The organism is Kitasatospora sp. NPDC036934, from assembly GCF_055608425.1.
Genome location: NZ_JBVJQR010000022.1, coordinates 34,093 through 57,584, shown reverse-complemented (window position 1 = coordinate 57,584; position 23,492 = coordinate 34,093). Strand labels below are relative to the sequence as shown.

19 protein-coding genes and 1 riboswitch are annotated in these 23,492 nt (G+C 74.1%); of the genes, 9 read left to right on the top strand and 10 right to left on the bottom strand.

The genetic code is table 11. The features are described 5' to 3' along the window. The first annotated feature begins 184 nt into the window (after nt 1-184). Nucleotides 185-1,876, top strand: a complete 1,692-nt coding sequence (locus ACZ7BZ_RS28730) for a peptide-N4-asparagine amidase (protein WP_470360865.1) — start codon at nt 185-187, stop codon at nt 1,874-1,876. Between the two features lie 385 nt (nt 1,877-2,261). Here the strand turns inward: ACZ7BZ_RS28730 and ACZ7BZ_RS28725 are convergent, their stop codons facing one another. Beyond that, the gene (locus tag ACZ7BZ_RS28725; RefSeq protein ID WP_470360864.1) at nt 2,262-2,933 is read right to left on the bottom strand and encodes a response regulator transcription factor; all 672 of its coding nucleotides are present in this window, start codon (nt 2,931-2,933) and stop codon (nt 2,262-2,264) included. Between the two features lie 90 nt (nt 2,934-3,023). On the opposite strand from ACZ7BZ_RS28725, the gene ACZ7BZ_RS28720 reads away from it, so the two are divergent. Continuing rightward, nucleotides 3,024-4,691 carry a purple acid phosphatase family protein gene (locus tag ACZ7BZ_RS28720; RefSeq protein WP_470360863.1) on the top strand — a complete coding sequence of 556 codons (1,668 nt, stop codon included), beginning with the start codon at nt 3,024-3,026 and terminating at the stop codon, nt 4,689-4,691. Between the two features lie 74 nt (nt 4,692-4,765). Here ACZ7BZ_RS28720 and ACZ7BZ_RS28715 read toward each other — a convergent pair whose 3' ends face one another. Both ACZ7BZ_RS28715 and ACZ7BZ_RS28710 read right to left on the bottom strand, forming a co-directional pair. After that, nucleotides 4,766-5,248 (bottom strand): hypothetical protein, encoded by a 483-nt coding sequence (locus ACZ7BZ_RS28715; RefSeq protein WP_470360862.1) that lies wholly within the window; start codon nt 5,246-5,248, stop codon nt 4,766-4,768. A gap of 99 nt (nt 5,249-5,347) precedes the next feature. Further along, a complete protein-coding gene (locus ACZ7BZ_RS28710; protein ID WP_470360861.1) occupies nt 5,348-6,532 on the bottom strand; it encodes a sensor histidine kinase in 1,185 nt (394 codons plus the stop codon). A gap of 390 nt (nt 6,533-6,922) precedes the next feature. Here ACZ7BZ_RS28710 and ACZ7BZ_RS28705 point away from each other — a divergent pair, with 390 nt between their 5' ends. Both ACZ7BZ_RS28705 and ACZ7BZ_RS28700 read left to right on the top strand, forming a co-directional pair. After that, entirely contained in the window at nt 6,923-7,354 is a 432-nt protein-coding gene (locus tag ACZ7BZ_RS28705) for a hypothetical protein (RefSeq protein WP_470360860.1), read from the top strand. Between the two features lie 175 nt (nt 7,355-7,529). Then, a complete protein-coding gene (locus ACZ7BZ_RS28700) occupies nt 7,530-8,276 on the top strand; it encodes a (2Fe-2S)-binding protein (RefSeq protein WP_470360859.1) in 747 nt (248 codons plus the stop codon). A gap of 134 nt (nt 8,277-8,410) precedes the next feature. On the opposite strand, the gene ACZ7BZ_RS28695 is transcribed toward ACZ7BZ_RS28700, so the two are convergent. From ACZ7BZ_RS28695 to ACZ7BZ_RS28675, 5 genes are all read right to left on the bottom strand, one after another. Beyond that, complete coding sequence (locus ACZ7BZ_RS28695; RefSeq protein ID WP_470360858.1) at nt 8,411-9,463, bottom strand: ABC transporter permease; 1,053 nt, start codon at nt 9,461-9,463, stop codon at nt 8,411-8,413. Between the two features lie 345 nt (nt 9,464-9,808). Beyond that, nucleotides 9,809-11,392: an alpha-amylase family glycosyl hydrolase gene (locus ACZ7BZ_RS28690; protein WP_470360857.1), complete on the bottom strand. Its 1,584-nt coding sequence runs from the start codon at nt 11,390-11,392 to the stop codon at nt 9,809-9,811. 295 nt (nt 11,393-11,687) lie between these two features. After that, nucleotides 11,688-12,314: a bifunctional 4-hydroxy-2-oxoglutarate aldolase/2-dehydro-3-deoxy-phosphogluconate aldolase gene (locus tag ACZ7BZ_RS28685; RefSeq protein WP_470360856.1), complete on the bottom strand. Its 627-nt coding sequence runs from the start codon at nt 12,312-12,314 to the stop codon at nt 11,688-11,690. Next, the gene (locus tag ACZ7BZ_RS28680) at nt 12,311-13,921 is read right to left on the bottom strand and encodes an N-acyl-D-amino-acid deacylase family protein (protein WP_470360855.1); all 1,611 of its coding nucleotides are present in this window, start codon (nt 13,919-13,921) and stop codon (nt 12,311-12,313) included. The genes ACZ7BZ_RS28685 and ACZ7BZ_RS28680 overlap by 4 nt, the downstream gene beginning before the upstream one ends. Before the next feature lie 5 nt (nt 13,922-13,926). Beyond that, nucleotides 13,927-15,228 (bottom strand): alanine racemase, encoded by a 1,302-nt coding sequence (locus ACZ7BZ_RS28675; RefSeq protein WP_470360854.1) that lies wholly within the window; start codon nt 15,226-15,228, stop codon nt 13,927-13,929. Between the two features lie 190 nt (nt 15,229-15,418). Between ACZ7BZ_RS28675 and ACZ7BZ_RS28670 the strand changes: the two genes are divergently transcribed. The 4 genes from ACZ7BZ_RS28670 to ACZ7BZ_RS28655 all read left to right on the top strand — a co-directional run bounded on the left by ACZ7BZ_RS28670 (nt 15,419) and on the right by ACZ7BZ_RS28655 (nt 18,622). Next, on the top strand, nt 15,419-16,582 hold the full coding sequence (locus tag ACZ7BZ_RS28670) for a sugar kinase (RefSeq protein ID WP_470360853.1): 1,164 nt from the start codon (nt 15,419-15,421) through the stop codon (nt 16,580-16,582). Beyond that, nucleotides 16,579-17,328: an IclR family transcriptional regulator gene (locus tag ACZ7BZ_RS28665; RefSeq protein ID WP_470360852.1), complete on the top strand. Its 750-nt coding sequence runs from the start codon at nt 16,579-16,581 to the stop codon at nt 17,326-17,328. Before ACZ7BZ_RS28670 ends, ACZ7BZ_RS28665 begins: the two co-directional genes overlap by 4 nt. A gap of 44 nt (nt 17,329-17,372) precedes the next feature. Continuing rightward, a complete protein-coding gene (locus ACZ7BZ_RS28660; protein WP_470360851.1) occupies nt 17,373-17,783 on the top strand; it encodes a RidA family protein in 411 nt (136 codons plus the stop codon). Between the two features lie 119 nt (nt 17,784-17,902). After that, the gene (locus ACZ7BZ_RS28655) at nt 17,903-18,622 is read left to right on the top strand and encodes a DUF2470 domain-containing protein (RefSeq protein WP_470360850.1); all 720 of its coding nucleotides are present in this window, start codon (nt 17,903-17,905) and stop codon (nt 18,620-18,622) included. 292 nt (nt 18,623-18,914) lie between these two features. On the opposite strand, the gene ACZ7BZ_RS28650 is transcribed toward ACZ7BZ_RS28655, so the two are convergent. Next, nucleotides 18,915-19,919 (bottom strand): M23 family metallopeptidase, encoded by a 1,005-nt coding sequence (locus ACZ7BZ_RS28650; protein WP_470360849.1) that lies wholly within the window; start codon nt 19,917-19,919, stop codon nt 18,915-18,917. Between the two features lie 2 nt (nt 19,920-19,921). Then, a riboswitch (cyclic di-AMP (ydaO/yuaA leader) is annotated at nt 19,922-20,107 on the bottom strand. A gap of 312 nt (nt 20,108-20,419) precedes the next feature. Between ACZ7BZ_RS28650 and ACZ7BZ_RS28645 the strand changes: the two genes are divergently transcribed. Further along, complete coding sequence (locus ACZ7BZ_RS28645; RefSeq protein ID WP_470360848.1) at nt 20,420-21,961, top strand: MFS transporter; 1,542 nt, start codon at nt 20,420-20,422, stop codon at nt 21,959-21,961. A gap of 7 nt (nt 21,962-21,968) precedes the next feature. On the opposite strand, the gene purB is transcribed toward ACZ7BZ_RS28645, so the two are convergent. Next, the gene (gene purB / locus ACZ7BZ_RS28640; protein ID WP_465748349.1) at nt 21,969-23,408 is read right to left on the bottom strand and encodes an adenylosuccinate lyase; all 1,440 of its coding nucleotides are present in this window, start codon (nt 23,406-23,408) and stop codon (nt 21,969-21,971) included. Nucleotides 23,409-23,492 lie beyond the last annotated feature (84 nt).

Below are 23,492 nucleotides of genomic sequence, written 5' to 3'. Positions count from 1 at the left end.
CCGGGAGCCCCGGAACCGGAGGAACCCCGGGAACCCCGGAAGCCGCACGAACCACAGCAACCGGAACGCCCGCGGCAGCACCCGACCCCACCCTTGACGCTCACATGCCAGCGCCGGAAGGATGCCCGGATCACCCACCCGGCCCGTCGCGAGCCGACGGGCCGCCCGACCCCGGGGATCCACCTTGGCCCTGCGCCCCCTGCCCTCCCCGCGCCCCCGCCGCCCGCTGCTGCGCCGCCTCGCCGGACTGCTCGGCGCCGCCGCCCTGACCCTGGCCGGCACCCTCACCGCCGCCGCGCCCGCCCACGCCGACTTCGGCCGCGGCTACCACGACCCGGTCACCGCCACCAAGCCGCTGACCCGCCCCGACACCCGCTCCTGCACCGCCGAGGTGATGCACGACCGCGAGTTCCGCAACGGCTACGGCAACCCGCCCGACACCCCGTACACCGCCACCGTCACCCCGCCCGCCGACTGCGCCGGGCCCTGGTCCGCCGTGGTCATGGACCTTCACGGGCAGGTCGCCGGGCGGCAGTTCGACCGCATCTTCAGCGTCCGCATCGGCGGCGTCCAGGTGCTGCTGTCCTCCACCCCGGAACCGTCCCCGGACGGCATCAAGTGGAACGTCGAACGCGATCTCACCCGCTACGCCCCGCTGTTCGCGGCCGGGCCGCAGCCGTTCTCGCTCGACCTCGCCAATGTCACCGACGCCACCTACACCGGTGTCTACAAGCTCTCGGCGAGCCTGACCTTCTACACCGCGGACGACCGCTGGCCAGCCGCCCACGGCGCCGACCAGGTCCTCACCACCGGGCCGTTCGCGCTCACCCAGGCCGCTCCGGGCACCGCCCAGGACGTCACCTTCCCGCAGAACCTGCAGCGCCTGACCGCCGAGGTCTACGCCCGCGGCGGCGGCGCCTGCGAGGAGTTCGCGTACGCCTCCGCACCGGACGCCTTCGTCGCCGCCAACCCGTCGATCGGCGCCTGCGGCAAGGGCCCGTTCCGCGAGCTGCGGCTCACCGTGGACGGAAAGGTGGCCGGCGCGGTCTGGCCGTACCCGGTGATCTACACCGGTGGCTGGGACCCGCTGCTGTGGCGGCCCGTCCCGGGCGTCTTCGCCTTCGACCTGCCCGCCTACCGGCTCGACCTCACCCCGTACGTCGGCCTGCTGGTCGACGGGCGCCCGCACCGCGTCGGCATCACGGTCAACGCCGCCGAGGCGCAGAGCAACGACCAATGGACCGGCCAGGTCAACCTGTTCGCCGAGGTCGACCACGGAACCGACCACACCTCCGGACAGCTCGTCGAATACCGGGTCGCCCCCGAGGCCACCGTCGCGACCGAGCTCGCCGACCACGGTGGCGGCAGCGGCGACTGGACCGTCACCGCCGCCCGGCACGACCTCGCCCGCGGCTGGGTGCAGACCTCGCACGGCCGGATCACCACCGAGGTCCGCGACGACCTCGCGTTCAGCTCCGCCCAGCAGCTGCGCGACGCCGGCAACGACGTGACGCTGCACAACGACGCCGACCTCACCCGCACCACCAGCACCTGGGGCGGCGGTCCACACCGCACCACCACCGTGCACGAGGGCGAACCGCTGGACGTCACGTACAAGGTGACCCACGACGCGGCCGGGAACACCGACCAGAACACCGCGATGGACCTCGGCTACCACCGCGAGGCCACCGCCGCGACCGGCGGCCACGTCACCGAGCGCTCCACCGTGGACCACACCCTGCGCCCCACCGCCACCCGTCACGACGGCGACCGCACCGTGCGCACCGGCAGCAGCACCGAGGACTACCGCAGCACCGGGCCGGACGGGCCGTACCACCGGACGCTGAGCTTCGTCGACGGGTGGCCCGCGCCGTAGGTCCCGCCTCCCGGCCGCGATTCCCGGGCCCGCCTCCCGGTCTGGACTTGCGAGATTTGCCCGTTTTCGGGCTGTTCACCCCTGGTGCACACGCCGTGGGAGGAGCATGATGGGAGATGGACCTGCGAGGCAGCTGAAGGAAGTTCGACCGCAGGAGGCAGTGGCGACAGGTCGAGACGGATCAGGGTCTGCCGCTGGCAACTACCTCGGTCGACGATCGAACTACCGGCCGGAGGACGTGACGTCCGGAGGCCACCCCCGCCTCGTAGGTTCCGCGCGTCCACGGAGCATCCCCTCGACTCCGTGGACGCGCTCCTTCCCGACCCCGCCCCGCCCCCGCCCCCGCCCCCGCTTCAGTCCCGGCGCGGGGGGCAGAGGCGGGGCGCTACTGCGGCACCCGGTACCCCATTTCCCAGGCGTGCACCGCGATCCCGACCCGGTTCGGCACCCCCAACTTGCGCTGGATGCTGGCCACGTGGGTCTTCACCGTGCCCGGGGAGATGAACAGTTCGGCCGCGATGTCGGCGTTGGTCCGGCCCGCCGCGACGTGCCCGGCGATCTCCACCTCCCGCTCGGTCAATGCCACCACCGGAGCCGCCGGGCGCGCGGGCCGGCGCGGCGCCGTCACGTGCTTCAGCAGCCGCACCGTGACCGACGGGCTGATCAGGCTCTCGCCGTCCGCCGCCGCCCGCACCGCCTCGGCCAGCAGGAACGGGCCGGAACGCTTCAGCAGGAAGCCGGACGCGCCGTGCTGCAGCGCCGGGTAGACGTACTCGTCCAGGTCGAAGGTGGTCAGCACCACCACCCGCACCGAACCGGACAGCCGCCTGGTCACCTCCAGCCCGTCCAGCCGCGGCATCCGGATGTCCACCAGCGCGACGTCCGGCCGCAGTTCGGCCGCCAGCTCCAGCGCGGCGAGCCCGTCGACGGCCTCGCCCACCACCTCGATGTCCGGCTGTGCGTCGAGGATCCGCCGCACGCCGCGCCGTACCGCCTCCTGGTCGTCCGCGATCAACACCCGGATCACCCGCGGACACTCACCGTTCGTACTCGTCACACCGGGCAGTGTCCCGCACCCCCCGGCGGACGGGAAAGTTCACGCCGCCGATCCGGCCCGGTTCACCTCCGCGCGGTGAAGCTGGCGGCCATGAACGCTTCCAGTGGACGCACCGCCGCTGACACCCCGGCCAGCACCACCGCCGACACCCCGGCCAGCGCCTCCGCCGCCTCGTCCGCCGGCCCCTCGGCCCGTCCCTCCGTCAGCCGGCGCGGGCTCCTGGCCGGGGCGACCGGCCTGAGCCTCGGCGGCGCCGTATCCCTCTCCGGCATCGCGGCCACCCCCGCCGCCGCCTCCCCGCTGCTGTGGGAACGGCCGGAGCGCACCGGCGCCCCGCGGGTCGGCGGACTGCACCTGCAGTTCGGCTCGGACGCCTCGCGCGAGGTCACGGTCTCCTGGCACACCACCTCGTCCGTCTCCAACCCCCGGGTGATGTACGGGACTTCGCACGGCGGCTTCGGCCGGACCGTGCAGGCCGAGACCCGCACCTACCGGGACGCCAACTCCGGCACCGAGGTCCAGGTGCACCACGCCCGGATCGGCGGCCTGTGGCCGGACACGGACTACGTCTACGCCGCCGTGCACGACGGCGCCACCCCCGAGCTGGGCACCGTGCGCACCGCCCCGCGCGGCCGGGCCTCGTTCACCTTCACCAGCTTCGGCGACCAGGGCACCCCCACCCTCGGCAGGCAGACCGCCAACGGCTACGTCAACGACAACCTCGGCAGCCCCGCCGCGGGCGACACCACCGCCGGCGTCGAGCGGGTCGCCCCGCTGTTCCACCTGCTCAACGGCGACCTCTGCTACGCCAACCTCTCCACCGACCGGGTCCGCACCTGGTCCGACTGGTTCGAGAACAACACCCGCTCGGCCCGCCACCGCCCCTGGATGCCCGCGGCCGGCAACCACGAGAACGAGAAGGGCAACGGCCCCATCGGCTACGGCGCCTACCAGACCTACTTCGACCTCCCGGACTCCGACGCGGACGACGAACTGGGCGGCCTCTGGTACGCGTTCACCGCCGGCTCGGTGCGCGTCATCAGCCTCAACAACGACGACGTCGCCTACCAGGACGGCGGCAACAGCTACGTGCACGGCTACTCCGGCGGTGCCCAGCAGCGCTGGCTGGAACGGGAGTTGATCGCCGCCAACGCGGACCCGGGGATCGACTGGATCGTGGTCTGCATGCACCAGGTGGTCATCTCCACCGCCGACAAGTTCAACGGCGCCGACCTCGGCATCCGCGAGAGGTGGGTGCCCCTGTTCGACGAGTACGGCGTCGACCTGGTGGTCTGCGGCCACGAGCACCACTACGAGCGCTCCCACCCGATCCGCGGCCAGCAGTCCACCGACACCCGCACCCCGATCCCGGTCGCCACCGGCACCGAGACCATCGACACCACCAAGGGCACCGTGCACATGGTGATCGGCGGCGGCGGCACCTCCGCCCCCTCCAACCACCTCTTCTTCACCCCGCCCAAGGCCCGGGTGATCACCGGCGTCGGCCCTGTCGACGAATCCACCGGCAAGCGGCCGCCGATCTACGTGATCGAGGAGGCCCCCTGGTCCGCCTTCCGCGACGCCGACAACCCGTACGGCTTCGCCTCCTTCGACGTCCACCCGGGCGAGCGCGGCGGCGCCACCACCATCGACGTCACGTATTACTCCGTCAGCGGCCCGTACGGCGACCTCGCCCCGGTGGACCGCTTCACCCTCACCCGCCCGCGCGGTACCCGCGGCGGCGGCCGGGAGCGCTGACCCGCGCCCCGTCGGCGGGAGCGCGGATGTGCGCCCCCACCGACGGACCCGGGCGTGCGCCCCCGTCAGCGGGCTCAGACGTACGCCCACCCGTGGTGGAGGAGGAGCCCGATGGGGCCCGCCGCGAGCAGCGCGGCGAGTACCGTCCCCGCCGAGCCTCGGTTGCGCCGGGCGGTGAGCACCAACATGACGCCGGACGGGCAGGCGAAGACGAAGACCGGCAACGCGATCAGGAGGTACGGGACCGAGAACAGCACCTCGATGCCGAGCTGCAGCCAGCCGACAGTGAGGCAGGCGCGCCGGAAGCCCGGCTCACGCGGTACGACCAGGGGCAGCACGGTCATCCCGAGGAGTCCGCCGAACAGGACCCAGTACCACCCGGTCTCACCCCGCCCGAGAACGGCCCACGGCAGCCACGCGACGCCGGCCAGCGCGACGAGTACGCACCCGCTGGGCCTGACCCGCCCCCGCACGGGCTCGGCACGCCGTACACCCCGCCGGTCGGCGAACGCGGCCTCCACCGGATAGCCGGGCGGCACCGACTGCGACTCACTCATCCGCTACCCCCGATCACGATTTGAACGCATTCAATGACTTGAACGCGTTCAACTTAGCGCTCCCGCCGTTCCGGCGAAAGCCCGGGGAACGGGACGCCGCTACCGCCCCGGCAAGGTGCAGCACACCTGCCAGCCCGACCGGCCGAGCGGGCCCGAGGACAGGGTGCCGCCGTGGGCGGCGGCACGGGCCGCCAGGCCGGCCAGGCCGGTACCGCCCGCGCCGGGGCGGCGGCGCAGCCGCGGCCTGCGGGTGGCCGGCCCGCCAGCATCACCGACGGTCACCCGTACCGTCCGGCCGTCCGGCTCCAGGGCCACCCGGACCGTCACCTCGGTGGCCTGCGGGGCGTGGCGGCGGACATTGGTCAGAGCCTCCAGGACGACGGCGTACACGGTGGCCTGGGCCTCGGCGGCGAGCAGCCCGACAGCCTCCGGGGCGAGGTCGAGGGTGGCGCGCGGACCACCCTTCGTGCCGAAGCGGGCCACCAGCTCCGGCAGGTCGGCCAAGCCGCGGCGGCGGGTGGTTCCGGCCGTCTCCTGGTCCTCGCGCAGCGCGCCGACCATTTCGTCCATCGAGTCGAGCGCGCGCAGTCCGGCCTCCTCCAGCCGGCGCAACAGGGCCGCGGTCTCCTCCACTTCCTGGCCCGGGAGTTGGCCGGCCTGGGCCTCCAGCACGATGCCGGTGATCTCGTGGGCGACGGAGTCGTGCAGGCCGCGGGCGACCTCGAGCCGCTGCTCGCGCCTGGCCCGGGCGACCGCCCGCTCCCGCCGGGCGTCCAGGACCCGCAGGTAGAGGCCCGCCCCGGCCGCACCGATCACCGGCAGCAGCGAGAACAGCACGCCGATCACCGGACCGGCCGGGCCGCCGTGCGGCGTCCGGAGGGCGAACCGCAGCGGCAGCGCCACGGCCGCGAGCCCGACCAGGCCGCCGACCGGCCCGGCCCAGCGGTCCGGCAGCCGGCGGACCGCCCGGAACAGCACCCCGAGCAGCGCGAGCCATTCGAACGGCAGCCAGAACGCGGGCAGCCGGTAGGGCCCGGAGTAGCAGAGGTCGACCAGCAGCGAGACGGCGGCCACCGCGCCGGCGGCGGCGGTGAGGGCGAGCCGCCCGAGCGGCCAGGCCAGCAGCGCCACCGCTGCGGCGAGCGCGGCCGTCAGGGCGAGCAGCAGGGCCGCGCCGTGCTCCCCCCGGTGTGCGAGCGCGACGGGCGTGAGCAGCAGCAGGGCGGTGCCGACGGCGGTCAGGCGCCGGGGCCGGTCGGGGCGGGGAAGGGGGTCGGTGCGCACCCCGCCGAGCCTACGGGCCGCTCTCCCGGGGGAGGCCGGGCTCCTCCGTCGGGGGGAGGCAACTCCCCTCCCCAGCGGGAGGTTCGCCCGGTCCGCCCGGGCCAGACTCGATGACGTCGGAGCGACCGGCCGGGGGGACAGCCCACCGCCGCGCCCGTCGGAACGGCCGGCCGGGGAACGGGCCCCCGCCCATCGGAACAACCGCTCATCTGACAGCCCACCCCGCCGGAACAACCGCCCACCCAGGAGGCCGAACCGCCATGACCCGCCGCCGTCCCGCCGCTGCCGCTGCCGCTGCCGCTGCCGCACTCTGCGCTCCTGGCGGCGACGGTCGCCACCGCCACCCCGGCGACCGCCGCGGCACCGGCCACCACCGACGGCTTCGGCCCGGTGGTCCTGCACGGGAGCGCCGGGACCGTCCTCACCGCCGTCTTCGACGGCTTCACCGGCGACCCGGTCCAGCTCACGGTCGACGCCCGCGCCGGCCGCAACTCCGGCCTCGGCACCACCCGCGGCCACTTCCACGTCCGCCATGTGCACACCGACGGCCGGCTGGTCGCGGACTTCGAGGGGGACATCACCTGCCTGGCCGTCGGCGGCCGGGAGGCGATCGCCACCGGCGTGGTCACCGGGGGCGAGGCTCCGTGGTTCCCGGGCCGGCCGGTGGTCGGCCAGAAGGTCGCGCTGTCGGTCGAGGACGACGGCCGGCGCGGGGACCGGGTCGGCTGGGTCTGGGGCTTCTTCGGCGCACCGGTCTCGGACTGCCAGGGCACGGTACCGTTCCTCCGCACGACCAGTGGCGACTTCACCGTGCACGGCTGACCACCGCCCGACCAGGGCCTTCCGGGTGTCCTACCGGCCGGGGCGTCACCACCCGCCCGTTCCCCGGCTCCCTGGAGGCCCCGATGCTCCCCGCCCATCATGCCACCTCCCGCCCGACCGCATCCCGGTCGGCCAGAGCCGGCGCGGGGTTCAACGACCTTACCGGGGAGGGCCGTTGAACCCCGCGCCCGATCAGATCCGGCTGCCCCGGCCCGACTACGGCCGACTCGCCGCCGTCGGCCCGTACTTCGCCCTCGACAGCAACGCCACCGGCACCCCGCCGCCCGGCTTCCGTCCGCTCCCGGAGCTGTACGGCACTGGGCCGGACGCGCCGCTCGCGGCCCGGCTCCGGGTGGTGGCGCAGCGGCTGGGCACGGCCGAACTCCGGGTCGCCGCCTCGATCCTGCACCTCGGACTGGCCGCCCGGTTCTGGTCGGTCGGCATCGGCTCGGCCGTCCTGCTGGGGACGGTGCCGACCCTGGAGCAGGCCTGGGTGCGGATCCCGGACCAGGGGCCGATCGATCTCTGGACGCCGCCGGAGCCGGTCCGCCCCGACGCCGGGGAGCTCGTCGACCGGCTCCACGAGGCCGTCCTGATCGGCCTGCTGGAGCCCCTGGCAGCAGCAGTGCGCGCCGCCGTTCCGCTCTCGGCGCGCCTGCTGCGCGGCAACGAGGCCTCCTCGCTGGCCGGGACGCTGCGGGTGCTGGACGCCCACGTGCCGGGCAGGGCAACCGAGTTGGTCTCCGGACTGCTGGACCGTCCGCCGCTGGCGGGCTCCGGCACCCTGCTCTCCGGCCCGCGCGGGACCGCGTTCCGGCGGACCAGCTGCTGCCTCTACTACCGGACCGGACCGGGCGCGGGGCTCTGCGGGGACTGCTGCTTCACCCGGCCGCCCGCCCACCGGAATCGGAGCCGAAACTAGGACAGCGCCTCGGCCGGGCGGGCCCTGGACGCACGGGCCCGCGCCCGGCTTGTCCAGGGCCGGGCGCGGGCCGTCGATCCCCACCCGGTGCCGATGCCCTCGCACCGGGTGAAGTCCTTTCCGGCGTACGGTCCTCAGACCGCGACCGCCTCCTCCATCTCCTCCTCGGCCTCCACGGGCGTCTCCACCGCCCGGCGGCCGCGGCCCTCGTACATCGCCGCGGCGACCAGGGCCGCCCCGCCCAACAGCAGCCAGACCACCAGGGTCAGCACGTGCCCGCCGAGACCGGCGCCGCCGTCGAAGTACAGGATGCTGCGCGCACCCTCCAGGAAGCCGGCGCCGGTCCAGAAGCCGTGCAGCGCCCCGAAGAAGTCGTTCTGCAGCTCGGGTCGGTAGATGCCGCCGGAGGTGGTGAAGTTGAGCATCACGAACAGCACCATCAGGGTGAGGGTGGTCCACTTCTTCAGGAAGCTGTGCAGGCCGATGCCGATCAGCACGATGCCCGCGGAGTAGAGCCAGCCGAGCGCCCAGATCGCGGCGCGGTCGTGGTCGACGACGTGGAAGAGCGGTCCGGCGGTGGCGATCCCGATCACGCTGACCACCAGTGAGACGGCCAGGCCGACCAGGGACCGGATCCGCATGCTCAGCCCGGCTCCGGCGGCGCCGATCACCGCGACGCTGGCGTAGGAGCCGATGCTCAGCGCGACCAGCAGGAAGAACAGGCCCTGACCGGTCGGGTCGCCCTTGGCGGGGGTGGTGAGGTCGGTGACGTGCAGCGGGACGCCCTGCCGGTCGGTGACATTGGTGAACACCGCCGTGGCGGCGACCACCGAGGTGTCCGAGTTGCCCTTGGCCACGATCAGTTCGGGGTTCCTGGCATCCGGGACGAAGGCCCCGACCAGGACGCGGTCGCGCAGCAGCTGCTCGGCGGCGGGGCGGTCGGCGACGGTCCGGACGTCCAGCGCGTCGCCGGCCTTGCCCTGGATGGTCTGCGCCAGGCCCTGGGCCTGGGGGCCGGAGCCGACGACGGCGACCTTGAGGTGGTTGGGTTCCGGCTGGTGGAAGGCGCCCTGGTAGGCGAGCGCCATGCCGAGGCACATCAGCAGCGGGGTGAGCAGGTGGACGGCGAGGTGCTTGAGCGAGTGCCCCGGGGTGGGCGCTGCGGTGGGGGTCTGGGGGGTGCTCATGGCGTTCGTACCGTCCTCCGGCGTTCTCTTCCGGCTCTTCCGACCGAGGTGACACATACCACCAATCAAGGTGGTAAATGCAACCATCTATGGATGTAGCTTACAACCATCTGGTCGGAATCGGAAGCCCGGCCACCACGAGCGGCGCCCCGGCCCAGCCCGGCCCCAGCCCGGCCCCGCCCTACCGCAGGCTCAGCCCGGCCCCAGCCCGGCCCCGCCCTACCGCAGGCTCAGCCCGGCCCCAGCCCGATCCCGCCCTACCGCAGGCTCAGCCCGGCCCCAGCCCGGCCCCGCCCTACCGCAGGCTCAGCCCGGCCCCAGCCCGATCCCGCCCCGACCGCGGTCTCAGTCCAGCTCGAACACGCCGTACGAGAAGCCGTCCGCCCGCAGCTCACCGTCCACCACCCGCACGCCCTGCACCTCCAGCGGCCGCACGACGCCCCCGTCCGCCAGCCGGAGCGCCCCCGGCTCCCGCCGCGGGTTCACCGCCACCAGGTACCGCCCGGCGCGGGTGTACACCAGCGGGTACCCGGCGTGCCGCACCTCCACCCCGCCCGATGTCCCCAGCCCGGGGTGGGCGCGCCGCAGCGCGATCAGCCGCCGCACGGTGTGCAGCAACGAGGTCGGGTCGGCGCGCTGGGAGAGCACGTCCGGGCGCCGCGGGTCCGGGTCCAGCGGCAGGTAGTACAGCTCGGGGGCGGCGGTGGAGAACCCGGCCGACGGGCCCGGCGTCCACTGCATCGGGGTCCGCGAGCCCGCCCGGTTGAAACGCGGCCCCAGCACGCTGCCCTCGACGTCCGGCAGCCCGGGCAGGAAGCGCATGCCGATCTCGTCGCCGTAGTACACCGCGGGCAGGGTCGGCCAGGTGAGCAGGAAGGCGAAGGCGGCGGCGAGTTGCTCGCCGGAGCGCGGGCCGGTGGCGAGCCGGGAGAAGTCGTGGTTGGCGGTGGGCAGCACGATGTGCCCGTTGCCCTCGGTGAGTTCGGCGGCGGAGCGCCAGGCGTCCAGGAAGGTCTGCGGGGTGCCACGCCCCTCGGCCTCGAAGTAGCAGGGGCCCTGCTGCCAGAACTCCTCCACCGTCCCGCCGTCGTTGTTCCACAGCGAGCGCAGGGGAAGGCCGTGGTCGTCCCCGCCGAAGTGCAGGAAGAAGTCCGCGTGGAACCCGGCCGCGACGGCGGCGGCCGGCTCGCCCCACTCGGCGAACAGCGCGGCCTCGGGGTGGGTGCGGTCCAGCCAGTCGCGCAGTTCGGTCCAGAGCTTGGCGGTCTCCACCCGGCCGGGGTCGTCCTTGACCAACGAGTACGCCATGTCGACCCGGAAGCCGGCCACACCGAGGCCCAGCCAGTGCACCATGATGTCGCGCAGCGCCGCCCGGTTGGCACGCGGGCCCTCGGCGTCCACCGGCTGGCGCCATGGCTCCGCCGAATTGCCGCGCGCATAGCCGAAGTTGAGGGCGGGCTGACAGTCGAAGAAGTTCGGCCGGTACCAGCCCGACCGGCTCCCGGGTGAGGCGACGAAGCCGTCCACCGGGCGGTCCGACCAGATGTAGCGCTGGTCGGACGGGTCCTCGGCGGAGGCCAGGAACCAGGGGTGGCGGTCGGAGGTGTGCCCGGCGACCAGGTCCAGCAGGATCCGGATGCCCTTGCGGCGGGCGGCCTCGACCAGCGCGACCAGGTCCTCGGTGCGGCCGTAGCGCGGGGCCGGAGTGACGTAGTCGGTGATGTCGTACCCGGCGTCGCGGAACGGCGAGGCGAAGCAGGGGTTGAGCCAGACCGTGTCCACCCCCAGCCAGGAGAGGTGGTCGAGGTGCTCGGTGATGCCGGCGAAGTCGCCGATGCCGTCGCCGTCGGAGTCCGCGAAGGACTGCGGGTAGATCTGGTAGAGCACGGCGTCGGCCAGCCAGTCGGGGCCGGGGCGGGTCGAGGTCATGGGATGGATCCTCCTGCCGGGTCCGGGGGCCGCGCGGGCCGAGAGCCGAGGGGCCGGGGGTGAGCCGGGTGCCACCGATTCTCGTCCAATCCCGGCCGTCCCGACAGCCCGCCTCACACCTTCACGGAACCACCGCCGTACCCACGCGCCGCACCACCGGACCCCGCCGTGCCGCCCCGACCAGCCGCCCCGACCAGCCGCCCCGACCCGCCGCGCCACCCGACCCGCCGCGCCATCCCGACCCGCCGGAAGGGGCCCTGCCGCGCCCCCTCACGACGCCACGGCCACGCCTCCGTTACGGCACCCCCGCCGCGCACGCCCGGGTGAACACCCGCGCCCGCCGGGTGATCTCCGCCCAGTCCCCCGCCTCCACCACCGCCGGCGGCACCACGTCCGTCCCCGCGCACACCGCGAGCGCCCCCTGCGCCAGGAACTCGGCCGCGTTGCCCGCGTTGACCCCGCCGGATGCCACCAACGGCACGTCCGGGTACGGGCCGCGCAGGTCCTTGAAGTAGCCGGGGCCGAACGACCGGGCCGGGAAGATCTTGACGGCGGCCGCGCCCAGGTCGACCGCCCGGGCCACCTCGGTCGGGGTGAGCGCCCCCAGCACCACCGGCACCCCGCGGGACCGGCCGGCCGCCGCGACCTCCGGCCGGCAGCCCGGGGTGACCAGGAAGGAGGCCCCGGAGTCGATCCCCCGCTCGGCCTGCTCGGCGGTCAGCACCGTCCCGACGCCGACCCGCCAGCCGGCCGCCGAAGCCCGTACAAGATGGTCCGTCACATCCGGCGTGGTGTAGGTGAATTCGGTGAAGCGGATGCCGCCCTCCGCGAGCGCTGCGCACAGCGCGGCGGCGTCCGGGATCCGGGGCGCGCGGACCACCGCGATCACCGGGTCGTTCCACAGCTCGGACAGATCGTTCATGGGGCCAGGGTCCCTCGGTCGGTGCGGCGCAGGGCACGCCCGGGGCGGGCGCCGGTGGTGCGTCCCTGCCGGACGACGGCGGTGCCGTTGACGTACACGTACTCGATCCCCTCGGCGGGCAGCCGGGGTTGCTCGAAGGTGGCGGCGTCCCGGACCCGTTCGGGATCGAGGAGCACCAGGTCGGCGTGGTACCCGGAGGCGACCCGGCCGCGCCGGTCCAGTCCCAGCCGGGCGGCGGGCCGACCGGTCATCCGGGCGACGGCCTGCTCCAGCGTGAGCACCCCCAACTCCCGGCCGTAGTGTCCGAGGTAGCGCGGGAAGGCGCCCCAGGCGCGCGGGTGCGGCCGGGCCCCGACGAGCAGTCCGTCACTGCCGACGGTGTGGGCACGGTGGCGCATCACCGCCCGGACGTTCTCCTCGTGGCCGACGTGCTGGAGGATGGTGGTGGCCAACTCGTCCCGGAGCAGCAGGTCGAGGAACACCTGCGTCCCGCCGGTCCCCCGCTCGACGGCGAGTTCGGCGACCGTCCGGCCGACCGTCTCCGCGAGCCCCGCCGAGCGGACGCCGGAGATCTGGACGGTCGCCCAGTCGGCGACCACGCCGTGGCAGCCGTCGCTGCCCTGCTCCTCCATCGCGTACCGGATCCGCTCCCGGGCAGCCGGGTCGGCGAGCCGCGCCAGTGTCGCGCCCGGCCCGCCCTCGGTGGCCCAACTCGGCAGCAGGGCGGCCAGGGTGGTGGATCCGGGTAGGTAGGGGTAGCTGTCCAGGGTGAGGTCGACGCCGTCCGCGAGCGCCCGGTCGACCAGTTCCAGCAGCTCGCCGGCCCGGCCGCGGTTGACGTCGAAGTTCATCGTGGCGTGGGTCAGGTGCAGCGCGCAGCCGGACCGCCGGGCGATCTCCACCATCTCCGCATATCCCTCCAACGCACCTTTCCCGTAGGAGCGTTGGTGCGGTGCGTGGAAGCCACCGTAGGCCGCCACCACGGTGCACAGCTCGACCAGTTCGGCGGTGTCCGCGTACATCCCGGGGGTGTAGCTGAGGCCGCTGGACATCCCGACCGCCCCGTCCAGCAGGCTCCGCGCCAACACCTGCCGCATCCGGTCGAGTTCGGCCGGGCCGGGCGGGCGGTTGTCCCAGCCCATGGCGAGCATCCGCAGCGAGCCGTGCGGGACCAGGTAGCAGGCGTTCACGGCGACCCGGGTGCGGTCGATCCGGTCGAGATAGCCGGCGACGTCGCGCCAGTCCCAGTCGAAGTCCGCCGGATCGCCGTTCCAGCCCGTCAGTTGGCGGCGCAGCGCGGGCAGGGTGGTGTCGTCCACCGGGGCGTAGGACAGGCCGTCCTGGCCGAGCACCTCGCAGGTGACGCCCTGGGTGACCTTGGCCGGGTGCTCGGGTTCGAGCAGCAGGGCGAGGTCGGAGTGGGCGTGCATGTCGATGAAGCCGGGGGCGAGCACCAGCCCGTCGGCGTCCACCTCCGTGGCCCCGCCGAGGCCCGTACCGATCTCGGTGATCAGCCCGTCGGCGATCCGCACGTCCGCCCGGTAGCGTTCGGCGCCGGTCCCGTCGACGATCGTCGCCGCCTTGAAGACGGTTGCTCTCTCCCCCACCGCCATCAGAAGAACGTCCTGACCAGCCCGGTGACCTTCGGCTCGGCCGCGTCCGCCGAGTCCAGCACCGGAATCGCCGTCCACCTGTCGAAGGCCGTGCACGGGTGCGAGACGCCGAGCCGCAGCACCGCACCGAGCGGTGCGAGGTCGCCCGCGTCGCGGAGGAAGGCGTGCTGGTCGTTGAGTGCGGTGATCCGGGCCGCCGTGCCGGTCAACGCCGCTCCCCCGCGAACCAGTTGCGGCTCGGGCAGGCCCTCGTCGAACGGCAGGTCGCGCTTTCCCGCGTCCAGCAGCGCCAGCTGGGGCTCCGGCCGGGAGGCCACCCGGGCCCAACCGTGCAGCGCGCCGCGGAACGGGGCTTCCCCGGCGCCCCGGGCGAGCGGCGAGATGCCCCGGTAGAACCCGTCGTCGTGGGCGATGTACGCGCCCGAGCGCAGCACCACCAGCGCCTCCGGCAGCGCGGCCAACTCCTCGACCACCAGGTCGAAGTAGGCGCTGCCGCCGGCCGACACCACCGGCGGCGCGTCGTCCGGGTAGGCCGTGGCGAGCCGCCCGTGCAGCTCGCCGAGCGCCTTGAGGTAGCCGCGTACGGTGGCCAGTCCCTCGGCGGTGGCGTCGTGCGCGAGGGCTCCCTCGTACCCGCCGACCCCGGCGAGCCGCAGGGTGGGGGCGCGCAGGACGGCGGCGGCGATCTCGACGGCCGCGTCCACGCCGCGCGCGCCGGTCCGCCCGCCCGGGCCGCCGAGTTCGATCAGCACCTCGACCGGCCGTTCGGCCCCGGCGGCGCGCAGCGCCGCGTCCATCTGCCGTACGCCGTCGGCGGAGTCGGTCCAGCAGAGGAAGGCGAAGCCCGGGTCGGCGGCCAGTTCGGCGGCGAGCCAGGCCAGTCCGGCCGGGTCGAGCAGGGTGTTGGCGAGCAGGATCCGCTGGACGCCGAAGGCCCGGGCGACCCGCACCTGCGGCAGGTTGGCGAGGGTGATGCCATGGCTGCCGGCGGTGAGCTGGGCCTGCCAGAGTTCGGGCGCCATGGTGGTCTTGCCGTGCGGGGTGAGCGCGACGCCCGCCTCGGCGCACCAGCGGGCCATGGTGCGGATGTTGTGGTCGAGCGCGGCGGCGTCGAGGGTGAGCAGCGGGGTGCCGAGGGAGGAGAGGGTGGGCCCGGTGGCGAGCCAGTCGCGGACGGTGTGCCCCCAGCTCTCCGGCGGGGCGGCTTTGAACCGCCAGTCGAGGGTCTCGTCGGCCAGCGCGGCCACCGCCCCCTCGGCGATCCCCGGCCCGGCCGTCCTGCTCGCGAACGTCTGCTTCACCCTGTCCTCCATTCGTGCAAGTTGCAACATGTGCAACGAGGGTTGCACATGCTGCCAGCACGGTTCTAGCATCGGTGCCGGATCACGGTCAACGGAGTCGAACCCACGGCCAGGGGTCGAACCCACCGTCAGGAGTCGAACCCGCCCTCAGAGGTCGACACACCGCCGCCGCAGACGAGGAGCCCAGCAGATGCCGCCACAGGACACCCCGGGGCCGACCCTCCCCTGTCCTCCCCCGACGGCCGTCTGCCTGGGCGAGTCGATGGCCGTCCTGCTGCCCGACCGCCCGGGACCGCTGGAGGCCGTGGACACCTTCCGGCTGTCCGTCGGCGGCGCGGAGTCCAATGTGGCCGGGGCGTTGGCCGGCCTCGGCGTGCCGACCGCCTGGATCAGCCGGGTCGGCGACGACGGCTTCGGCCGCCGCCTGCTCGCCGAGGTCGCCGCCCGCGGCGTGGACGTCTCCGGGGTCACCGTCGACCCGCACCGCCCGACCGGCCTGTATCTGAAGGAGGTCGGCGGCGCCACCGGCCACCGGCACGACCTCGGCCCCGGCCGCAGCCGACTGCACTACCACCGGCGCGGCTCCGCGGCGGCCGCGCTCTCCCCCGCCCTGCTCACCGACCCGGCCGCCGCCCGACTGCTGGCGGGCGCCCGGCTGCTCCACCTGTCCGGCATCACCGCCGCGCTCTCCGACGACTGCCTCGCCCTGCTGCGCGCCCTGCTCGCCGACCGCCGCCCCGGGCGGCTGGTCAGCTTCGATCTCAACTGGCGCCCCGCGCTCTGGCGGGACCGCGACCCGGCGGTGCTGCCTCCGTTGCTGGACGCCGCCGACCTGCTGCTGCTCGGCGCCGACGAGGCCCAGGCCGCCTTCGGCACCGACGAGCCGGCCGCCCTGCGCCGCCGCTTCCCGTCCCCCGCCACCGTGGTGGTCAAGGACGCCGCCCGGCTGGTCACCGCGCTGGAGCGGGACGGTACGGCCGTCGCCGAGCCGGCCCTGGCCGTCGAGGTGGTGGAGGCCACCGGCGCGGGCGACGCCTTCGCCGCCGGCTACCTGGCCGGCACCCTGCACGGCCTGGACCAGCGCCGCCGGCTGAGACTCGGCCACCTGGCCGCGGCCTGCGCCCTGACCGCCCACGGCGACCAGGCCGAACTGCCGCCCACCCCGGTGGTGACCGCCCTGCTCGACGCCTCCCCCGCCGACTGGGCCGCCACCCGGGTCACCGCCGACGACATCGCCTCCCCGGCGCTGCCCGCTCCCCCGGCGCCGCCCGCTTCCCGCGTCCGGCCCGCCTCCCCCGGCCCGGGCAGAATGAGCAGCGACCCCAGCCACCCGACCGGAGCCCGAGCCCGATGAGCCAGACCGTCACCCGCGCCCTGCGCATCCTCGCCCAGCTCGGCGAGGGCGAGCGCTCCCTCGACCAGCTGGCCGAGGTCCTCGGCGTGCACAAGACCACCGTGCTGCGGCTGCTCCAGAGCCTGGAGGAGGAGCGCTTCGTCTACCGTGACGCGGCCTACCGCTACCACCTCGGCGCGGGCCTGTTCGCCCTCTCCGGCCTCGCCCTGGAGCAGCGCGGCCTCCGCCGGATCGCCGCCCCGCACCTCGCCGAGCTGAACTCCGCCACCGGCCAGACCGTGCACCTGGCGGCGTACGAGGGCGGCGAGGTGGTCTACATCGACAAGTACGACTCCCGTCACCCGGTCAGGATGTACTCCCGGATCGGCCTGCGCGCGGCCCTGCACAGCGCCGCCGTCTCCAAGGTGCTGCTGGCCGACCTCCCGCTGCCCGAGCGCCGCCGGGTGGTGGCCGGGGTCGACTTCACCCCGCACACCGAACGCACCCTCACCACGCCCGAGGCGCTGCTCGCCGAGCTGGAGAAGGTCGCCGCCCTGGGCTGGGCGCAGGACCACGCCGAGCACGAGGCCTTCATCAACTGCGTGGCCGCCCCGATCCGGGACGCCAGCGGTCGGGTCGTCGCCGCAGCGTCGATCTCCGTCCCGGACGTCGTCCTCCCGTACGAGCAGGTGCTGGACCTCCTCCCCCAGCTGCTCGCCACCGCCCGCGCCATTTCGGCCGACTGCGGCCGCCCCCAGCACAACTGACGGCCCGCCACTCACTGCCGCACCCACCGCACGTAAGGAACCCCATGGACTCCGACAAGATCGAGATCCGCACCGACGGCGCCCCGGCCCCCGCCTGGATGTTCTCCCAGGGCGTCCGCAAGGGCCCGATCCTCCAGGTCTCCGGCCAGGGCCCGCAGGACCCGGCCACCGGCGAGTACCTCCACCACGGCGACGTGAAGGCCCAGACCCGCCGCACGCTGGAGAACGTCAAGGCCATCGTCGAGGCCGGCGGCGCCACCATCGAGGACGTGGTGATGTTCCGTGTCTACCTCACCAAGCGGGCCGACTTTCCACTGATGAACGAGGTCTACGCCGAGTTCATCGACGAGAACATCAGGCCGGGCGGGGTGAAGCCCTGCCGCACCACGGTCTTCGTCGAACTGCCGCAGGAGCCGATGCTGGTGGAGATCGACGCCCAGGCCGTCGTCGGCTGACCCGCCGCCACCGCCGCCCCCGGGGCCCGGACGCCGTCACGCGTCCGGGCCCCGTCGCACTTGCCACCACCCTCCGCGAAGATTAGGTTAGCCTTACCTAACTAACAGGAGGTCCGTCCATGAGCCTGCCCACCTGCGACGCCCAGGTGCCCGAGCCCACCACCGCCGACCGGGTCCACAGCCTGCTCAGCGCGACCTCCTCGCTCACCGTCCGCGCCCTCGGCGAGCACCACGACCTGGACACCCCGGTCTCCGTCCACGGCTCCCGGCTGCGCCTGCGCGCCCCACTGGACGCCCCGCTCACCGCGGCCGCCGCCGGCGCCACCGACGGCCTGGCCGTCGTGCTCGACGTCACCGACGTCTCCCCCGTCGCCGTCCGCGCCCGGATCCGCGCCCGGCTCACCCTGGCCGGCCGACTGCACCTGGCCCACCTCGCCGACGACGGCCTCAGCGTCCACCTGCGCGTCGACGTCGCCCACGCCGTCCTCGCCACCCCGTACGGCACCAGCGCACTCACCGCCGCCGACCTCACCCTCGCCGCCCCCGACCCGCTGGCCCGGTACGAGGCCGCCCTGCTCACCCACCTGGCCGACGACCACGCCGACGCCCTCGATCTGCTCACCCGCCTGCTCGACCCGGCCCTGCTCACCCACCGGCCGGACGTCCGCCCGCTCGCCCTGGACCGCCACGGCCTGGTGCTGCGCCTGGACCACTCGCACGGCCACCGCGACGTCCGTCTGGTCTTCCCCGAACCCGCCGACGACACCGAGGACTTCGGCCACCGGATGCACCAGCTGCTCGGTGCCGCCGAGCACGGCCTGCCCGTCCACCGGAACTGACCCGCCGAAACCGAACGGCTCGCGGAATCGGAGCTCATCCCGGGAATCACGGGAGTTGACGCCCTGTTCGACACCTCGCGCACGCACCGCGAGGCCCCGGGAAACGGCGGTGGCCGGCCCGGCCGCACGAGAGCTGTCTCGTACGGCCGGACCGGCCGTGGGCGTGTCCCGCGCCCAGGTCCACTGGTGCGGCGATCACCCGGTCGAGCGGTCACCCGACATGACCATCCCGGGCGGTCGATTCGCCCCGCATCAGCGGTGGTTCACAGTCCTGCGGCAGGGAGCAGGCGGGTCAGAGCGCGACGCCGTGCGCCCGCAGGTAGGCGACCGGGTCGATGTCCGAGCCGTACTCCGGACCGGTGCGGATCTCGAAGTGCAGGTGCGGGCCGGTCACATTGCCGGTCGCGCCGGAGAGGCCGAGCTGCTGGCCGGTGGTGACGGTCTGACCGATCGACACGCCGATCGAGGACAGGTGCGCGTACTGGGCGTACTTGCCGTCGGCGAGCTTGATCTCGACCTCGTTGCCGTAGGCGCCGCCGTTGCCGGCCTTCACCACGACACCGTTGGCGACGGCGCGCAGCGGGGTGCCGGTGGAGGCGACGAAGTCCTGGCCGGTGTGGTGGCCGGAGGCCCACATCGAGCCGGCCACGCCGTAGGCCTCGCCCAGCACCGGGTTGGCCAGCGGGGCGACGTAGCCGGAGGTGGCGGCGACCGGGGCGGCCGTGACGGCCTGGGCCGGGGCGGCGGTCTGCACCTGGGTCTGCAGCTGGGCACCCGGCTTGGCGGCCTCGGTCCGGACCTGCGGCTGGGTGTCCGCGGCGGCGGAGGCGTCCTGGGTGGCCGGAGCGGTCGGCTTGGCGGGCTTCTCCGGAGCGGCGGGCTTCGCAGCGTCAGCGGCCTGACCGGCGTGGCCGGCCTGACCGGCGAGGGCCAGCTGCTGGCCCGGGAAGATCAGGTTCGGGTTGGCGCCGACGACCGAGCGGTTCTGCTCGTACAGCGCGTGCCAGCCGCCGTCGACGTGCTTGGCGTCGGCGATCTTCGAGAGGGTGTCGCCGCTGACGACGCGGTAGCTCTCCTGACCGGTGGCCGAGGCGCCGGCCACCGAAGCGCCGGTGGCGGAGGCGGCCGGAGCGGCCTCGTGCGAGGCCGCCGAAGCGGTGGCGGCGGCCGGGGCGGTGTGCGCCTGGGCGCTCATCGCGGTCACGAGCGGCAGGACGAACGAGGCGCCGGTGACGGCGGTGGCGATGCCGATGCGGGCGGCACGGGGCAGGGCGATACGACGAGCCTGTGCAGGCATGGAATTTTCCTCTCCGACGCCTGCGAGGTGAGCTGTCGGGTTCGGGCTGGAGTTGCCCGGCCGCTCATGCGCGGCTTCACCCCAAGCCGGTCCTGGTCGTCCGCGCGCTGAAAAGGCGCGAACTCCGGTCCGGCGACTTACCTGTGGGTCCCCCGCTCCTGCCGTACAGAGTTCGGTTCGAGCCACCGGGCAGCGGCAGGACTCGGCGTTCCACCCGGTGGATCCGTCCGGACTGGCCGGGCGGTCGCTGAACTAAAACTCATCCGTTCAGGTGAAGCAATGTCGATCTCTTGAATCCGCAACCACCCCCGCCGCCATGGTCACCCTCCGAATGATCCAGCACACCGTGCGTGCACAATCCATTCACCCGGCGCCACTGATCCACCACCCTGCGCCGACCACCCCACCGCGACGCGACCATTCGCTCACGCACCGCCACCGACCGACACACCACCCGGTGACCCTTGTCACGTACACCCCGTCGGACCAGGATCTGCCCCGTGACCACCTCTCAAGCAGGCACTCTGCGCCTGGGCACCGGGCAGGGTCGCTGGGTTCTCCTGGCAACGGTGCTCGGCTCCAGCATGGCGATGCTCGACGGCACCGTGGTGAACGTCGCCCTGCCCCGGATCGGCGCCGACCTCGGCGCCTCCCTCGCCTCGCTGCAATGGACCCTGAACGCCTATCTGCTCACCCTGGCGGGCCTGATCCTGCTCGGCGGCGCCCTCGGCGACCGCTACGGCCGGCGCCGGGTCTTCCTGATCGGCGTGGTCTGGTTCGCCGCCGCGTCCGCGGCCTGTGCCGCCGCCCCGACCATCCACGTGCTGATCGCCGGCCGCGCCGTCCAGGGCATCGGCGGGGCGCTGCTCACCCCGGGCTCGCTCGCCATGCTCCAGGCCGTCTTCCACCCGGAAGACCGCTCGGCGGCGGTGGGCCTGTGGTCCGGCCTGGGCGGGGTGTCGGCCGCCGTCGGCCCCTTCCTCGGCGGCTGGCTGGTGGACGGCCCCGGCTGGCGCTGGATCTTCCTGCTGAACCTGCCGCTGGCCGCCGCCGTCATCGCGGTGACCTCCCGTTACGTCCCGGAGAGCCGGGACGAGTCGGCGACGGGCCGCTTCGACGTACCCGGCGCGCTGCTCGCCGCGCTCGCCCTCGGCGCGATCACCTACGCGCTCACCGCCGCCGGGGAGGGCCTGTCCCCCGCCGTCTGGGTCACCGGGGCGACCGGCCTGCTGCTGGGCGCCGCCTTCGTGGCCGTCGAGCGGCGCACCCCCGATCCGATGCTGCCGCTCGGGCTGTTCTCCTCCCGGCTGTTCACCGCCGTGAACCTGGTCACCCTCTGCGTCTACGCGGCGTTCAGCGGCGTGTTCTTCCTGCTGGTGGTGCAGCTGCAGATCGTCTCGGGCTTCTCCCCGCTGGTCTCCGGCTTCGCGCTGGTGCCGATCACCGTGCTGATGCTGACCCTGTCCGCGCGGGCCGGCCGCCTCGGCAAGCGGATCGGCCCGCGCATCCCGCTCACCGTCGGCCCGCTGCTGTGCGCGGCCGGGGTGCTGCTGATGCTGCGCACCGGCCCGGACTCCTCCTACTGGGCGGACGTGCTGCCCGCGGTGGCGGTGATGGGATCCGGGATGACCCTGCTGGTCGCGCCGCTGACCGCGACCGTGCTGGCCGCGGTCGAGGTGCGGCACGCCGGCATCGCCAGCGGCGTCAACAACGCCGCCGCCCGCGCGGCCGGGCTGCTCGCGGTGGCCGCGCTGCCCGCGCTGGCCGGGCTGAGCGGCGACGCCTACCGGGTGCCGTCCTCGGTGGACTCCGCCTTCCACACCGCGATGCTGATCTGCGCGGGCCTGCTGACCGCCGGCGGGCTGATCGCCTTCACCACCATCCGGGGCAATGTGCTCGCGCCGGAGGAGGCGCACCCGCTGGCCGAGCCGAACTGCGACTGGCCGTGCGCCACCACCACCCCGCCGCTCGACCCGGGCCGCCCCCGGACGCCCGAGGGCCCCGCCACCGGAACGGCGGCGGGGCCCTCGACAGAGATCTGACGCTACGTCAGAGGATGTCGCCCGGCGCGTACTTGGCCGCCGCCGGGTAGGCCGCCGCGACGGCCTCCACCTGGCGGACGACCTCGGCGACCTGCGCCGCGGCCGCACCGGTGAAGGACAGCCGGTCGGCCAGCAGCGCGTCCAGCGCGGCCCGGTCCAGCGGGATCCGCTCATCGGCGGCGAGGCGGTCCAGCAGCTCGTTCTCCCGGGCGCCCGCGCGCATCGCCAGCGCGGAGGCGACGGCGTGCTCCTTGATGACCTCGTGACCGGTCTCCCGGCCGACGCCCGCGCGCACCGCGCCCATCAGCACCTTGGTGGTGGCCAGGAACGGCAGGTAGCGGTCCAGCTCGGCCTCTACCACGGCGGGGAAGGCGCCGAACTCGTCCAGGACGGTGAGGAAGGTCTCCAGCAGGCCGTCGAAGGCGAAGAACGCGTCCGGCAGCGCGACCCGGCGCACCACGGAGCAGGAGACGTCGCCCTCGTTCCACTGGTCGCCGGCCAGCTCGCCGGTCATCGAGGCGTAGCCGCGCAGGATGACGGCCAGGCCGTTGACGCGCTCGCAGGAGCGGGTGTTCATCTTGTGCGGCATCGCGGAGGAGCCGACCTGGCCCTCCTTGAAGCCCTCCGTCACCAGCTCGTGGCCGGCCATCAGACGGATGGTCTTGGCCAGGCTGGACGGCGCGGCGGCCAACTGGACGAGGGCGGTGAGCACCTCGAAGTCCAGCGAGCGCGGGTAGACCTGGCCGACGCTGGTGAGCACGTTCTCGAAGCCGAGGTGGCCGGCGACCCGGCGCTCCAGCTCGGCCAGCTTCTCGGTGTCGCCGCCGAGCAGGTCCAACATGTCCTGGGCGGTGCCGACCGGGCCCTTGATCCCGCGCAGCGGGTAGCGGGCGATCAGCTCCTCCAGCCGCCGGAAGGCGACCAGCAGCTCGTCGGCGATCGACGCGAAACGCTTGCCCAGGGTGGTGGCCTGCGCGGCCACGTTGTGCGAGCGGCCGGCCATGACCAGCTCGGAGTGCTGCGCGGCCAGGTCGGCCAGGCGCACGAGCACGGCGACCGTACGGTCCCGGACGTGCTCCAGCGACTGGCGGATCTGCAGCTGCTCGACGTTCTCGGTCAGGTCCCGGGAGGTCATCCCCTTGTGGATCTGCTCGTGCCCGGCGAGCTCGCTGAACTCCTCGATCCGGGCCTTCACATCGTGGCGGGTGATCCGCTCACGGGCGGCGATCGAGCCGAGGTCGACCTGGTCGATCACCCGCTCGTAGTCGGCGACGGCGTTCGCCGGCACCTCGACACCGAGGTCCTGCTGGGCCTTCAGGACGGCGAGCCACAGGTGGCGCTCGAGGACCACCTTGTGCTCGGGGGACCACAGCTGGGCCAGGGTCGCCGAGGCGTACCGGGAGGCCAGGACATTGGGGATCTGGGGCTTCGCGCTCACGCTTCGCAAGCCTAACAGCCGAGGTCACGCCGAACGTCGGCGGATGGGGTCGCCCGACTCCCGCCCGCCGATCCCCACAGCCGCCGATCCGCC